The following is an 11,890-nucleotide window of genomic DNA, read 5'->3' as shown; positions in this document are numbered from 1 at the left end:
CAAATTCCAGACCATGCCACATCGAATGGCTCGAATCAATTGTCCAACAGTGTCAGGTAGCTAAAACACCTGTGTTTGTGAAGCAGTTGGGGGCGAATGCAATATTTGGGGGACAGCGATTTAAAACCCGCGACAAAAAAGGGGGAGACATTGAAGAGTTTCCACAAGAATTACAGGTTAGGGAATTTCCTGTTCCGGTACGAGAATAAAAGCAAATCCCCCACACTGTTTTTCACAGGCGGGGGAAGGAAAAGTTTTTTGTAGGGTTTTAAACTAAAAAGCTACTTGATGGAGAGACTGTTTCTTATCCCCGTGTGATTGGTGAACGTGACCCGAATAATCCCTTTCATTGGTGATGGGCATTCAATTGGAAAGAGAAGATAAACGGGGCATGGAAAGGCAAAAGTATAGGTTCAATTCCCCCTAGCGCTGTTCCAATGATTCGGACACTGCAACAAGAGAGGGCAACACGAGAGAATATCATCGCCTTTATCAAAAAAGCGAAATCCAAAAAGTCATCACCAAAATTAGATGTCTGCAAAAATTTTGATAACACAAAATTAAAACCAGTTTTACCAGATGATGCACCGATCGCTGTAGTACTTTTCGCTGGTGGCGGCGGGATTGAAGCGGGGATGGTGCAAGCCGGGATTCGTCCGGTCATTGCAGTAGAGTTCGACCCCACAAAACCAGACTTGAGCAGGGCGATCGCCAAAACCCATCACCGCAATTTCAGGGAATATGGGTGTAGAGTCGTCCAGCTAACAGTCCAAGAAATAGCACGGTTAGGATTCATAGGTTTTCCCCGCCGCCCCGATTACCTCCATGCCTCCCCAGTGTGTGCCAACTTCAGTCAAGCTCACACAGCCAAAGCGGGTAAGGGTATTGAAACGGCTGATGATCTGAGTGCAGCGAACCGACAGGTCGGCGCTTCGCTATCGCAGTAGCAGAAGCCATCCGACAGTTACAGCCACGGGTGTTTACTCTCGAAAATGTCCCATGCTATCAGAACAGTCAGAGTTTTAGTATCATCCTGGATGCTTTGGAGCAAGAGGGATACTCGGTCAATTACAGCGTGGTCAACATGGCTGACTTTGGGTTGCCCCAGGCGCGTCGGCGGTTAGTCCTGATTGCAAGTAGAGGTTTTGGCGTTGCTTTACCCGCTTACAGAAAACCAATAGGTTGGTACGATGCCATTGCTCATCTCATTCCTATGATGACCGATTCTCAACTACTCCCCAAACAACAGCAAGCGGTAGAACAATTTCTGACGGCTAACGAACCAACACCATTGCTACTAGAGAGAGTTGGAGGGCGCAACGGACTGAAGTACGAGCCTGGGCATTTACCTTGCAATACCATTCTGCGATCGCATTTCACAGATCACAAAGGTTGCAACCGTAGTAAGTTCGCTGATATCTGGTTGCCTGATGGTACAGTCAAGTCTTTGTCTGTTGAGGGGGCTGCAATTTTACAAGGTTTTCCGTCTTGGTATGAGTTCCCAAAAGAGACTGCTACGGCTGGGTCAATCATTGGCTACTCTGTACCACCCAGTTTTGCCGCGCAGTTATTTACTCACATACAGAAACAATTATCAGGAGCATTTTTATGACAAACCGAGAGCAACTCACTTGAAATGTGTTGCTACAGGTAAGGAAGAGGACAACCAACAAGCAGGGGACAGAAAAGAAGAAGCACAGAGGTTGTGCGGTGAGAGCGAATTTCCGCCTTCCGCCTGCTTTAATGGCTTTCTTTCCTTAGCGAGAGTTCACATCTGGGAGAGCCGAAATTTATTAGTGGGATAGATTCATAGCTGCCTTCAGCAAGAACTGCCCTCTGCCTTTCTCAATGAGTTATCTCAAAAAGATTAAGGGTAAGTAATTCGGATTAACTACCAACAGTTTTGAAATCATTTTAGTTAAAATGGCCTAATCAAAGTGCCTAGAGTTGGCGTACCTAAAACTGAAGAGGCTAAATTCCCTGGGATATTCCCATCAATTATCCAGCAGTCAATCCCTAAACTAGAAATAATCAAAAACTCCTCAACTTTCTTAGCCATCCCACCAGTAACATCTACTGATTTGCTCTTGTCCAAGAAAGGTTTAATCTGAGAATAGTTAGCTTGAGTAATATTGGAAACTACTTGCCCATCTTGATCATATACACCTGCATAATTCCCAACATTTATTAGTCGAATTTTAAACTTACCTTGAAGATAGAAGTATTTCGCTAGTTCTGCAAGCATTGCATCTGTCGAGAGGACAGTACCACCAATAGCTTTATCTAGAACGACATCACCAAAAATTAAAGGAATCAAACCTGCTTGTAGACTACTTTCTATTACACTAAAGTCACTCTTCAACAGTTTCTTATTATGAGTGATTATCATAGTAATAGGTGGCAAACTTACCACTGGTAAACATGCTTGTAAAAAACTTTTAGCTAGGAGGAAATTTAAATCTAAAGCATCTTGGTGAACTAAGCAAAACCCTAGTTTTTCTTCATCACATGAAAAACCATTAATTGTATTATATTTATTCGCTGATTGGTGGGCAAAAGAACCAGCACCGTTACCAATAATCAGTTTCAGATTAGGATTTTCATGTTTGATTAGGCTCACTTGCTCAACCAGTTGTGTTATAACTTCTCTTCGAGCAGTATAAGGTTTATCCTTGTCAGTAATTAAGGAACCTCCTAGCTTCACTAATACTAATTCCATAATCAAATATTAAATGAGGAAAAATACAAGTTTATCAGAAAATAATCCTAAATAAAAAAATCAAAATTACTAGTAATTTCAACACAATTTAACAAAATACATGAAAGTAAACAGTAAAGTTTAGTTACAAAATAATGCAGAAATTGTGTTGCATCTGTGTTGCCGATGGATAGCTGGAAGTTGGGTTGAAGAAGGCACTTATGCTGAGGGCAGAGGGCAGAAGGATCAAGTCAGAAGGGGATTCAACACCGTACTGTCTTGGAGCGACTGAACAAGAGTTCAGTGTTCTTGTCTTAAACCCAAGTTCGGTCCGGTCACTCTCTGTGGACAGGAAGCAGAATTCCCTTCTGCCTTCTGCCTTCTGCCTTCTGCCTTCTGCCTCCTGCCCTCTGCCTTTCCCGATAATTTTTGTGGTTCTATCTTTAACTCTTTGATTGAACCTCAAATTACTTGATAAAATTTATACTTGAATTTTCATGTTCAGCTATTATTCGCTGTTTAACCTTTACCCTAAACCCAATGCCGAGTTAAAAATGCACAAAGCGAGCAGTATTGCGGTCAAGCCTGTCGTGAAGCACTGCAAACTACTACAATGGCGGCGATCGCCTTGTTAAGTTGGAGCTAAAAGTTTTCAATGACTACAGGCTCAACTGGTTGGGCAATTTCAAAATTGAAAATTCGTGAATAAAAGTAAAGTTCTGCTGACAAAGAACGCTTGATGTTTGCGGCTTTGCGGAAACCATGTTCTTCACCCTCAAAAGCAACATAAGCCACAGGTACACCTTTTGTTCTTAGCGCTGTAACCATTGCTTCAGTTTGATTGGGCGGAACTACTCGATCTTCTAATCCCTGGAAAAAAATCATTGGGCAGGCTAGACGCTCACTAAAGTTAATTGGCGAGCGCTGTTGATAAATCTGACGCTGTTGTGGATAAGGGCCAACCAGACGATCCAAGTACCGGGATTCAAACTTATGTGTGTCCCGAACTAAAGCTTCCAAATCACTGACACCAAAATAGCTGGCTCCTGCTTTAAAAGTATCTCGGAAAGTTAAGGCACAAAGCGTTGTGTAACCACCTGCACTCCCGCCGGAAATGGTTAGACGAGCGCCGTCTACATCTCCCCGTGACACCAAGTAACGCGCACCAAAAACACAATCATCCACATCTACAATTCCCCAGTTCCCATCCAGGCGTTGCCGATACTCCCGCCCGTACCCTGTACTGCCACCATAATTTACATCCAAAACCGCTATTCCTCGGCTAGTCCAATACTGAATGCTAAAATTGAGGCTACTAGAAGTTGCTGCGGTGGGGCCACCGTGACTTTTGACAATCAAGGGCGGTTTTTCAGTCTCAGGAGCCGTATAGTCACGGTTTCGAGGTGAGTAGAAAAGGGCGTATGCTGTTTTGCCATCAGATGTTTCGTACTCGATAGCTTCAGGTAAAGAAAGATAACCAGCATCAATAGTTACATCACTAGAACACCGTAGTACTTCTAGCTCTTTAGTTGTCAGATCCAAACGGACAATTGCTGCTAATTGAGTTGGCGAGCTTCCACGAAAAACCACCTGGTTAGAGGTCGCGTGGAGAGAACTAATATCTGTGTAGGGCGTATTTATTAGTTCTAACTGACGTGTTAGTGTATCAAGGCTTGCTAAATACCAAATGCCTTGCTGGGTATAAGTACAAATAATCTGGTTAGCAGACCCAAAAGCATAAGTGGACATCCCAAAATTCCATTGCGGCTGACCAAATTCTGCTTCCATTTGAGTTAGCGCTTCTACATTTTCATCTTGCCAACGATATATATTCCACCAACCTGTACGGTCAGAAACAAAATACAACTTACCATCTGGCGACCACTGTGGCTGAAAAATAGACTCATCTAAATCCCCAGCAATTTTTTGAGTATTTCCCAAAGAACCATCTGCCTTTAATTCCCCAACCCATAGTTCAGTCCCATCCCAAGGCATATTAGGATGGTTCCAAGTCAGCCAAGCTAAACGTGAACCATCCGGGCTAAGGCGAGGCGAAGCATAAAAGTCATTTCCAGATACTAATAGTTGGATTTTATGATCTCCGTCTAGTTCCACGCCGACTAAACTATTACTCGCCTCCTTTGTCACATCTGTGTGATCTTCATACACACAAATAATTCGGTTGTTTTGACGATCAAAAACACCGTCTGCATAGCGTGTGGCAGCTTTTGGGGTGATGGCTTGCGGCTCTTGATCGCTCTGGTGACAATATAGGCGTTGGTCAATAAAGTTGGAAAAGTAAACAGTGCCATTCACCACAAGGAAGGAACTGCCACCATATTCATGCACACGAGTACGCACATTAAAGCCACTAGGCGTGAGGGACTCGATTTTACCATCTGCACCCCGCCGCACTATGACATTTCTACCTGACTCTGACGGTCGTAGCTCACTCCAGTAAATCTCTTCGCCACAGAGGGCAATTTGTCCCAACCCAATTGTACTTGCAGTAATTAAGTCTGTTGTTATCGGCGATCGCCAACATCCGTAAGACGCTACTTCTGCTTTGATCACGCTTTATTCTGCTCCCTGTTCCCAAGAATCATACATTGTCTGTAGAGGCAAAACTCTGGCACACCCACTTATACTAATCCGTAATTCGTAATCCTAGCCACAAGGTAGCAGCAAGCTACGTAATTAAAAAGTTCTTTAATATAACAACTGTTTCACACAACCAAATTATTCGCACAACCTATCACTAACAAAAAACTTATTTTCCGATTATCAGCAGCACTATCCTTACTCCAGTCAAATCTACTACGTCATTTAGAGCATTTATGCTCATAAGTAGTTCAGATCCTTTACAGCACTTGTTTAAAATCATTAAACCTTAATGCTACTAAAAAATTTTCTAGAGGCATTAAGGTTTCGTTAAGTTATAGAGTTAAATATAGTGCTTGAATCAAAGTCTATATCCAGAGTAGTTAGTCAACTTTACCTTTGGGTAAAGAGCAAATGAATATTAGATGCAATTGTATGAAGAGAAGGTTTACTAAATTTAATTGGCAATACTTGCTGATTATACGCCTCTTGCAAGGCTCACTCCAATTATGCTTTGCTTAACAATATTTACCAAAAATACAAGCTCCTTTCAAATGTTCTAAAGTTCATATAAATGATTTATCAGTGAAGTTTTGGGATACAAGTAAATACTCTGGGGAGGGATGTGCTAATAATAGTTTTACGGCAAGTATGCTGTGGTTAACATCTATATATTTGTTAAGTATTGCACTTGGCATTTCAAGTCTAGATAATTCATTAAATTTGATAAATATTGCAAGTTATGAACAAAAAATGGGCTATCAAACGAATCACAATAAATCTCGCATCAGTTGAAAGCGAAAAACTTGAAGGATATTGTGCAATGACAGGTAGACCTGCAACTGATGTGATTCGGGAGTTGATTCGCTCTCTCTCCATAACCGAGTTATCAGCGTCTGAACAGACTACACCTACCCTAAAATATGATGTTCCCATTCTGAAATAATGGCAATTGAATCGCTTGGGTTTGTTTGGCGTTATCAAGGTTAGACAACGAAATCCCCAACAATCTGACACTACGATTCTCCAGTTCAATTGATAAAAATAGTGTTTTGGCTATCTCAAAAATCGTAGAGAGTTCACTAATGGGAGCAAGCATTGTCTTACTGCGGGTTAGCTGGTGATAGTCAGAAAACTTGACTTTTAACGTTAATGTGCGGCCTCGTGTTTCGTGCTGCTCTAACCGTTGCTCTCAAAGATTGGGCAATTTGTTCGAGTTCTTGCAACATCTGGCTGATATCGCTTAAGTCTCTAGCAAATGAGGTTTCTGCACCAATTGACTTACGAACCCGATTTGCCTCAACTGAGCGGTCATCTTCTGCCCTGGCAATTTTATAGTAATACTGACCTGCTTTACCAAAGTAGTGTGTTAACTCAGAAAGAGTTCGCCCCTTCAAATCTGCACCACTATGAATCCCCAGTGAGTGCATCTTAGCCGCCGTAACTTCTCCTATACCGTGGAACTTCTCAATCGCTAGCTGTTCTACAAAGGCGATCGCTTGCTCTGGTAAAATCACCGTTAGTCCATTCGGCTTATTTTGACCGGATGCCATTTTTGCAAGAAACTTGTTAATCGACACACCCGCAGTTGCCGTCAACTGAGTTTCCTGGAAAATTGCAGTTTTGATATGTCTTGCGATCGTAGAAGCGTAGGGGATGTTTTGCCTATTCTCTGTAACGTCCAAATATGCTTCATCTAGTGCAACTCCTTCCACTAAATCACTGTAGCGTTTAAAGATAGCGTGGATTGCAGTAGAAATCTCTCGGTAAACGTCGAATCTTGGTCTGACAAAGATAAGCCCAGGGCATTTTGCAAAAGCTGTTACTGACGGCATCGCGGAATAAATGCCAAACTTCCTCGCTTCATAACTGGCGGCTGCAACTACGCCTCGCTGATTCGGGCTACCACCGACGACTAACGGTTTGCCTCGGTAGCTAGGGTTGTCCCTCTGCTCTACCGATGCGTAAAAGGCATCCATGTCTACGTGAACTATCTTTCTCACTTGAAAGCAGAGTGAAGCATTAGAAAGTTAGGCTAACCGGTGCTTAGTAAAATACTATATTATGGCGTTGCTGATTGCGGTATGAAAACGATTGTGCTTTGTGGTGAAAATCCTTGTAGAGACGTAAAATTTTACGTTTCTATATCCAAAATTCATACCTCGATTCAGCAACGCTTTTATTACCAGTCTTGTAGTACATTAGCACTACTTGGTTCAAATACCATATCTGCATTATTCCCCAACGAATTTCTGTTCTAACTCTTCAATTCGAGCCACAAGGGGAGCCATCATAGCTTCAACCTCGGTAGCAGAATAGCGGATAGGTATGTGTTGAGAACAATTCTCACTCAAAGCTTCGACATGAAATAGAATAGCTCGCTCAACTTTTGCTGGATAGCCAGGGATGCGAAGTCGCTCAATTAAAGCACTATCTCCTTCAACATATTCTGCCTTACCCCAAACTTTGATACGTCTGCGTTGGCGGTAATCCATCAGGAACAGAAATGCTTTTGCTTCTCCTTCAAGGTTGCCTACGGTAATGTACTGCACATTCCCAGAAAAATCGGCGAATCCCAGGGTTTTCTCATTCAACACTTTCAGGAAACCGGGCGCTCCTCCACGAAACTGGATATAGGGATAGCCATTGGAACTGACTGTTCCCAAATAAAACCCATCCAAATGAGCAATAAATTCGGCAATTTCTAGTGTAATTGAATCATTGGCAGGCCCGTTGGCAATGTAGCGTTCATAGGTTTGCCGTGATCCCCGTTGTGACTGCGCGGCTTCAACTTCAGGAGTAAAAGCAATTTCTCCAAATTTGCGTGGCATAGTGCGCTCCTAAACTCTAGCAGGTTCTTCAATACCAATCATTCCAATAAAACCGGGGAGATGCTTGAGCCGTTCAATCCAGGCTTGAACATGAGCATAGGGTTCGAGAGAAATCTTACCATCGTTGGCGAGGGCGATGTATGGAAATACAGCAACATCGGCAATCGTAGGATGTCCCAACTCTAGCCATTCACCTTCTGCTAGATGATTATTAAGTTGTGTGAGGATAAACTCTGATTTTTGATTTACTCGTTCTAGATTGATGTCAGTAGCTTTAAACAGGTGATATAAACGTGCCGATTCAGGGCCAAGCCGAACTTCTCCCGCAGTTGTAGATAACCAGCGAATTACACGACTCATCGGCTCTGGCTCCAAAGGCAACCACCCTTCTGTGCCATACTGTCTAGCTAAATAAACTAGAATTGCTTGAGCATCTGCCAATATAGTATTTCCATCAACCAAAACTGGCACTTGACCAAAAGAATTGAGTGCTAAAAATTCTGGCTGTTTGTGCGCTCCTCTAGGCAAATCAACTTTTACCCATTCGTAATCTAAGCCTAATAGCGACAACATTAGTTTTACTTTATAGCTGTTGCCAGAGAGTTCGTAACCGTAAAGCTGAATCATAGATTAATCCTTCAGATGAGGTAAGAACGAACAAGTTTAATCACAGAAATTAAGTGGCACTTCCTGTCTCATTTTTGTACCGTTCGTTCGGTATACAATTATTGTACCGTTCGTTCGGTATAATGTCAATATCTATTTTTCTCAACTCTTACAATGCCCAAAGAAACATATATTCCATATCTCATACGGCTGTTTCGCCAATTCGGGTATGATGGCGCAACTCTATCTAAAATTTCTGAAGCTACTGGGCTTGGGAAAGCCAGCCTTTATCATCACTTTCCTGGCGGTAAAGATGAAATGGTTGAGACAGTGCTAGATTTTCTTCAACAGTGGTTAGCCCAAAACATCTTGACAGCACTTACCTCCCAAGGTGATGCGCTAACACGATTACAGAGGATGTGCGATCGCCTGAGCGAACTTTATGAAGGAGGACACCAACCCTGTATGTCTGCCATTTTATTAATGGGTTCAGCCCGTGATATCTTTCACACTAGAGTTAATGCTTTATTCTGTATCTGGATTAATGCGATTGCTAATGTTTTAATCGAAAGTGGTATGGATGAAGAACTCGCCAAATATCGAGGGGAAGATGCAGTGATTGCTATTCAAGGTTCCTTAATTTTGTCACAAGGGTTGAATGATCCATCTCCTTTTATGCGTGTTATTCAACAACTACCTAGACAACTTTGTACTCCAAAGCCAGGGCTACAAAAAGACGATTAATACTGACACGCTGGATGCTGGGCATATTTTCCAAAACTAATAGAGAGCATATCTGTATGAATAATCCCTGGATTAAGGGGTATAGCTGCCATACCATTCGGCAATTCTTGTGCCAAAGAACGAGTTAACAAAGTCGCAAGTGAAGAACTCTCAAACTCCCCGGCTTCTATCAAACCGCAAGTATGTTAGGCGGGGTCTAAATCCCCGTTACAAAACTTACTTGCGACTTGCGACTTGTCACTTGCGACTTGAGTTTAATCCTTCTATTGCCCACTTAGAAGCGCAGTATGGTGCAACTTGGGGTGAAGTCGAACGTCCCCAGCCAGAACTAAAGTTGACAATAATGCCCCGTTTGTTTTTTACCATTGCTGGTACGAAATGGCGAATTATATTCGCTACTCCTTTGATATTGATATCTATTAGATCCGAAAATTCTTCAGATGGTATTTCCCACAAAGGCGCTGGATAATTGGTAATTGCCGCATTATTAATTACTATATCTGGCGGTGAATATTTTTGAAGTACGTCTAGTGCCCATTTTTTTACAAGCTGTTCATTTGCTACATCTACAGATGTGAAATCGTTGGTAGCACTAAACTTTTGGCGTATTTTATCAATAACATCTGATGAACGGGCGCAACCAATAACAGTATGCCCCTGTTGAATAAAACCCTCGGTCATCGCATAACCTAGACCTTTACTTATGCCTGTAATTAGGATGAGCTTACTCATATATTTCTGGTATTATTAGATTTCAGTTTTTTTCGGGTCGGTTTCGTGGAGGTAAGGTTCGTCCATCATAAAACTGAATAACTAACTTACTTAGTCCGAGCCATGCTAGTGCAAAAATTAAGGGAGCTAGAGTTTCAATCACAACTACTACAACTGATGTTGTCTGAAAAAATAAAAAAAGCATTGGAGTCCAAGCCAAAGTAAATACTGTTGCAACTCCACTCCCAAATCTCAATCGCTCAATAATAGAAAGCGCCGAGCTACAACTGGCACATTTTTCCGTATGAGAATGATACCTCTCCAGAAGCACGGACTTTGCCAATGGGGGAGAAAAAGTCTCTTTGCCAAATGGTTCAGCATTATATTGGTTTACCCACTGACGCAATTCAAATACAAAACTATCTGCTTTGGTTGGAAGGTAAAAGGCTTTAGTAAAGTTAGGGCTACCTCCTTTAGCTTCAAGATACCTTTCTTGATAGTGGAGAAAAATTTGATCGTCTTCTAAAACACCATTTTGTCCAATGTGGTAATACCAACGCGGTCTGAGCTTAATAAACCAACCTGGAAGTTTATCAGGAAACTTAAAAGGAAAACGTGCAAATACACGACATTCTCCTTTACGTATGGGTGTAGCATAAACAACGGTTAGAATTCTACCACGCTGGGAGTTGATGTCATGCCACATTAAACTTGGAGCGACGAAGGTTGTAGACAAATCTCCTGATTGCCCTGGTTTCAAACCTTGTTTCCAAATCCCTTTGAATCCATGTTTCCCAGATTCAATCACTTCAAGTTCCAAAGGTGCTGCATTTGCCCTATTTCCTACCGTTTTATGATGTGTAAACGATATGTGGCTAGGGTCTAGTATATTTTCTAATAGTGTTAATGCATCATAAGGTACATCTCTAAATGTATTAATTACAACCCATCCTTCAGGAGATTCTTCTAATGGTTCAATTATTGGGACTTCGGTTTTGGCAGCATTTTCATATTCACCAACGTATACAAACAGTAGTCCTTGCTTTTCAATAATTGGTAATGATGCCACGCAAGCTCGTTTTGATATCTCTGCTGTTCCACCTTTGACTTGTTGAGGAATCCTTTGACAATTTCCATCTCCAGCAAAAGCCCAACCGTGATAGGGACATTCCAAAAGCCCATCGTCACTAATCCTGCCTTCAGACAACGGTGCTAAACGATGAGGACACTGGTCTTCAAAGCTTCTCCAAGATTGGGCAAGTCTATCCCACCAAATTACAATATTTCTTCCCAGCACTGTAAAAGGCGTTGGTTTTGATTTGTCTAAGTCCTCTAGGTAATGGATGGGATACCATGTTTCTTTACAATCAAAACTATTCGGATCGCTGCCGCCCCCAGGCTGTTTTGAGTGAAAACTATCTCTGACATTGACTTCTTTCTCAAACATTTTTGATGTTTATTAATTTTTATTGCCTACTCTAAGATTTATTTTAGCTAGTATGAACATTGGCTGTATGGCGATCGCATTTCCATAAATGATTTTATGAATAGCCACTAAGCTCGACTTTATCCAAAATTAAGAACTTAGTTCTCCTTATAGAGCAAAAGCCCTAGCTTTTTGGCAAAAACTTTTTCCATTCGCTAAGAGGCTGTTTGAAAAGTCAGAGAGATGGTAAAAAAGCTCTCTCAGTATACGCTG

Annotated in this window: 13 protein-coding genes and 2 pseudogenes; 6 read left to right on the top strand and 9 right to left on the bottom strand. The window is 41.9% G+C overall.

Going from position 1 to position 11,890, the window contains the following annotated elements; all coding sequences use genetic code 11:
* The 4 genes and pseudogenes from HWQ38_RS06385 to HWQ38_RS06370 form a co-directional block, all read left to right on the top strand.
* A pseudogene (locus tag HWQ38_RS06385) lies at nt 1–209 on the top strand (phage Gp37/Gp68 family protein); the annotation flags it as partial.
* A 228-nt stretch (nt 210–437) separates the two neighbouring features.
* Nucleotides 438–947 (top strand): DNA cytosine methyltransferase, encoded by a 510-nt coding sequence (locus HWQ38_RS06380; RefSeq protein WP_292791248.1) that lies wholly within the window; start codon nt 438–440, stop codon nt 945–947.
* 29 nt (nt 948–976) lie between these two features.
* Entirely contained in the window at nt 977–1,612 is a 636-nt protein-coding gene (locus tag HWQ38_RS06375) for a DNA cytosine methyltransferase (protein WP_292791245.1), read from the top strand.
* A gap of 19 nt (nt 1,613–1,631) precedes the next feature.
* Complete coding sequence (locus HWQ38_RS06370; RefSeq protein ID WP_292791242.1) at nt 1,632–1,805, top strand: hypothetical protein; 174 nt, start codon at nt 1,632–1,634, stop codon at nt 1,803–1,805.
* 113 nt (nt 1,806–1,918) lie between these two features.
* On the opposite strand, the gene HWQ38_RS06365 is transcribed toward HWQ38_RS06370, so the two are convergent.
* Nucleotides 1,919–2,719 (bottom strand): isopentenyl phosphate kinase, encoded by an 801-nt coding sequence (locus HWQ38_RS06365; protein WP_292791239.1) that lies wholly within the window; start codon nt 2,717–2,719, stop codon nt 1,919–1,921.
* A gap of 621 nt (nt 2,720–3,340) precedes the next feature.
* Complete coding sequence (locus HWQ38_RS06360) at nt 3,341–5,272, bottom strand: S9 family peptidase (protein WP_292791236.1); 1,932 nt, start codon at nt 5,270–5,272, stop codon at nt 3,341–3,343.
* A 769-nt stretch (nt 5,273–6,041) separates the two neighbouring features.
* On the opposite strand from HWQ38_RS06360, the gene HWQ38_RS06355 reads away from it, so the two are divergent.
* Nucleotides 6,042–6,245 (top strand): CopG family transcriptional regulator, encoded by a 204-nt coding sequence (locus tag HWQ38_RS06355; protein ID WP_292791234.1) that lies wholly within the window; start codon nt 6,042–6,044, stop codon nt 6,243–6,245.
* On the opposite strand, the pseudogene HWQ38_RS06350 reads toward HWQ38_RS06355, so the two are convergent.
* The 4 genes and pseudogenes from HWQ38_RS06350 to HWQ38_RS06335 all read right to left on the bottom strand — a co-directional run.
* Nucleotides 6,216–6,428 (bottom strand): annotated as a pseudogene (locus tag HWQ38_RS06350) (DNA polymerase IV); the annotation flags it as partial. The gene HWQ38_RS06355 and the pseudogene HWQ38_RS06350 sit on opposite strands and share 30 nt — an antisense overlap.
* Nucleotides 6,427–7,278: a DNA polymerase IV gene (dinB, locus tag HWQ38_RS06345; RefSeq protein ID WP_292791231.1), complete on the bottom strand. Its 852-nt coding sequence runs from the start codon at nt 7,276–7,278 to the stop codon at nt 6,427–6,429. The gene dinB and the pseudogene HWQ38_RS06350, both read right to left, overlap by 2 nt.
* A 255-nt stretch (nt 7,279–7,533) precedes the next feature.
* Nucleotides 7,534–8,130 carry a pyridoxamine 5'-phosphate oxidase family protein gene (locus tag HWQ38_RS06340; protein WP_094344690.1) on the bottom strand — a complete coding sequence of 199 codons (597 nt, stop codon included), beginning with the start codon at nt 8,128–8,130 and terminating at the stop codon, nt 7,534–7,536.
* A gap of 9 nt (nt 8,131–8,139) precedes the next feature.
* Complete coding sequence (locus HWQ38_RS06335) at nt 8,140–8,757, bottom strand: glutathione S-transferase family protein (RefSeq protein WP_094344691.1); 618 nt, start codon at nt 8,755–8,757, stop codon at nt 8,140–8,142.
* Nucleotides 8,758–8,910: 153 nt separating this feature from the next.
* Here HWQ38_RS06335 and HWQ38_RS06330 point away from each other — a divergent pair, with 153 nt between their 5' ends.
* The gene (locus HWQ38_RS06330) at nt 8,911–9,480 is read left to right on the top strand and encodes a TetR/AcrR family transcriptional regulator (protein ID WP_190965003.1); all 570 of its coding nucleotides are present in this window, start codon (nt 8,911–8,913) and stop codon (nt 9,478–9,480) included.
* Here the strand turns inward: HWQ38_RS06330 and HWQ38_RS06325 are convergent.
* The 3 genes from HWQ38_RS06325 to HWQ38_RS06315 form a co-directional block, all read right to left on the bottom strand.
* The gene (locus HWQ38_RS06325; RefSeq protein WP_292791221.1) at nt 9,477–9,611 is read right to left on the bottom strand and encodes a hypothetical protein; all 135 of its coding nucleotides are present in this window, start codon (nt 9,609–9,611) and stop codon (nt 9,477–9,479) included. The genes HWQ38_RS06330 and HWQ38_RS06325 overlap by 4 nt on opposite strands.
* Nucleotides 9,612–9,717: 106 nt before the next feature.
* Nucleotides 9,718–10,212: an SDR family NAD(P)-dependent oxidoreductase gene (locus tag HWQ38_RS06320; RefSeq protein ID WP_292791216.1), complete on the bottom strand. Its 495-nt coding sequence runs from the start codon at nt 10,210–10,212 to the stop codon at nt 9,718–9,720.
* A 22-nt stretch (nt 10,213–10,234) separates the two neighbouring features.
* A complete protein-coding gene (locus HWQ38_RS06315) occupies nt 10,235–11,638 on the bottom strand; it encodes a Rieske 2Fe-2S domain-containing protein (protein WP_292791213.1) in 1,404 nt (467 codons plus the stop codon).
* Between the last annotated feature and the right edge of the window lie 252 nt (nt 11,639–11,890).

Origin of the sequence: Nostoc sp. NMS7 (genome assembly GCF_017115085.1) — a bacterium.
Classification (GTDB): Bacteria; Cyanobacteriota; Cyanobacteriia; order Cyanobacteriales; family Nostocaceae; genus Nostoc.
This window is presented reverse-complemented; position numbering and strand designations above follow the sequence as displayed.

Excerpts from the sequence above, each read along its gene's own strand:
- HWQ38_RS06380 (WP_292791248.1), top strand. The coding sequence starts at position 438 with ATGATTCGGACACTGCAACAAGAGAGGGCAACACGAGAGAATATCATC.
- HWQ38_RS06365 (WP_292791239.1), bottom strand. The coding sequence starts at position 2,719 with ATGGAATTAGTATTAGTGAAGCTAGGAGGTTCCTTAATTACTGACAAG.
- HWQ38_RS06355 (WP_292791234.1), top strand. The coding sequence starts at position 6,042 with ATGAACAAAAAATGGGCTATCAAACGAATCACAATAAATCTCGCATCA.
- dinB (WP_292791231.1), bottom strand. The coding sequence starts at position 7,278 with ATGGATGCCTTTTACGCATCGGTAGAGCAGAGGGACAACCCTAGCTAC.
- HWQ38_RS06340 (WP_094344690.1), bottom strand. The coding sequence starts at position 8,130 with ATGCCACGCAAATTTGGAGAAATTGCTTTTACTCCTGAAGTTGAAGCC.
- HWQ38_RS06335 (WP_094344691.1), bottom strand. The coding sequence starts at position 8,757 with ATGATTCAGCTTTACGGTTACGAACTCTCTGGCAACAGCTATAAAGTA.
- HWQ38_RS06330 (WP_190965003.1), top strand. The coding sequence starts at position 8,911 with ATGCCCAAAGAAACATATATTCCATATCTCATACGGCTGTTTCGCCAA.
- HWQ38_RS06320 (WP_292791216.1), bottom strand. The coding sequence starts at position 10,212 with ATGAGTAAGCTCATCCTAATTACAGGCATAAGTAAAGGTCTAGGTTAT.
- HWQ38_RS06315 (WP_292791213.1), bottom strand. The coding sequence starts at position 11,638 with ATGTTTGAGAAAGAAGTCAATGTCAGAGATAGTTTTCACTCAAAACAG.